Annotated in this window: 1 protein-coding gene; it reads left to right on the top strand. The window is 67.1% G+C overall.

The window, feature by feature from the left end:
* Positions 1–45 precede the first annotated feature (45 nt).
* Positions 46–1,668 carry an ISL3 family transposase gene (locus AC5L38_RS44080; protein ID WP_495248796.1) on the top strand — a complete coding sequence of 541 codons (1,623 nt, stop codon included), beginning with the start codon at positions 46–48 and terminating at the stop codon, positions 1,666–1,668.
* Positions 1,669–1,713: the final 45 nt, after the last annotated feature.

Raw genomic sequence — 1,713 nt, 5'->3', positions numbered from 1 at the left:
GGATCTGGCAAGATTTTCGTGATGGGGTGACGGAACGTCACTGCGGTGGCATCGTGGCCATTGTGTGAAGACCTTCTGTATCTCTTGTTTCCGCACCTGGAGAAGGTGCTGGTGGGACAGGTGCGCCGGGTGGGCGGGACGGTATGGATCTCGGCCCGGACCCATCCGAATACGGCGCTTGCCTGCCCGGACTGCCGGACCTTGTCCCGGCGGGTCCATAGCCGTTATCGACGCAGGGTGGCCGACACGGCCGTCGGCGGGCAGCCGGTGGTCATCGAGTTGTCGGTGCGGCGTCTGTTTTGTGACAGCCCCGACTGCCGCCGCCGCACTTTCGCCGAGCAGGTCGAGGGCCTGACCATCCGCTATGCTCGCTACACCCCCTGCCTGCTCGGGGTATTGCGGGCCGCCGGTCTGGCGCTGGCCGGTCGCGCAGGTGCGAGACTCACCGCTGCCCTGGCCGCGATGGTCAGCCGGGTGACGCTGTTGTCGCTGGTCATGGCGTTACCTGACCCGGTCGCGTCCACCCCGCGGGTGCTGGGGGTCGATGACTTCGCCTTCCGTCGCGGGCAGGTCTACGGAACCGTCTTGATCGACTGTCTCACTCATAAACCCGTCGATCTGCTCCCGGATCGGCAGGGCGATACCTTCGCCGCCTGGCTGAGTACACACCCCGGGGTAGAGGTCATCTGCCGTGACCGGGCCGAAGCCTACGGCGAAGCCGCCACCGCTGGGGCTCCCGCCGCGATACAGGTCGCCGACCGCTGGCACCTATGGCACAACCTCGCCCAGGCCGTGGAGCGCTGCGTCCGCCAGCACCAGCGCTGCCTGCCAGAGCCCGACGAGCCGACCCCCGACCTGCTGCCCACTCCCGCTACCCAGGTGCGGCTGGCGGGACAGATCGTCGCACCGGCCGACCCCGAGGGCCGCTACGCCGACCGCACCCGCGACCAGCACGCCGCGGTGCAGATCCTGCGCGAGCAGGGCTACAGCCTGCGGGCCAGCGCGCGCCACCTGGGCATCACCGTGCGCCGAGTATGCCAGCTGGTGCGCGCCGCGACCTGGCAGGAGTTGGTCGCCGACCGCTGGCAGGGCCGCTATTACCTGTTGGATCCCTACAAGGAGCATCTGCACCGCCGGTGGCGGGAGGGCTGCACCAACCTTGTCCATCTCCACGCCGAAATCACCGAGATGGGCTACCCGGGCAGCTACAACAGCCTGTGCACCTACTTCCGGCGCTTTCGCCAGGTCAAAGGGCGCACTCCGGCACAGCCGGCACCGCCCAGCGCCCGCGAGGTGACCGCGTGGCTCACCCGGCACCCCGACGGGCTCAACAACATCGAGAAACAGCAGCTCAAAACCGTGCTGGCGCGTTGTCCGGAACTACAAGCCGTATCTGGGCATGTGCGGGCCTTCGCCGGGATGCTCACCGACCTGGCCCCGGATCAACTGCACGGCTGGCTTGCCGCGGTCCTGGCTGATGACCTTCCTGGCCTGCACTCATTCGTCCACGGAATCGAGCGTGATCTCGCCGCGGTCACCGCAGGCTTGAGCCTGCCCTGGAGCTCCGCAGCAGTGGAGGGCCAGGTCAACCGGATCAAGACACTCAAACGGCAGATGTTCGGCCGAGCCGGATTCCTCCTCCTACGAAAACGGGTCCTGCTCGCATGATCACGAACACTCACTGTCACCCATCACGAAAATCTTGCCAGATCC

The organism is Streptosporangium nanhuense (genome assembly GCF_059358815.1).
The sequence above is the reverse complement of the archived record's forward strand: the minus strand, read 5'-3'. Positions and strand labels throughout refer to the sequence as shown.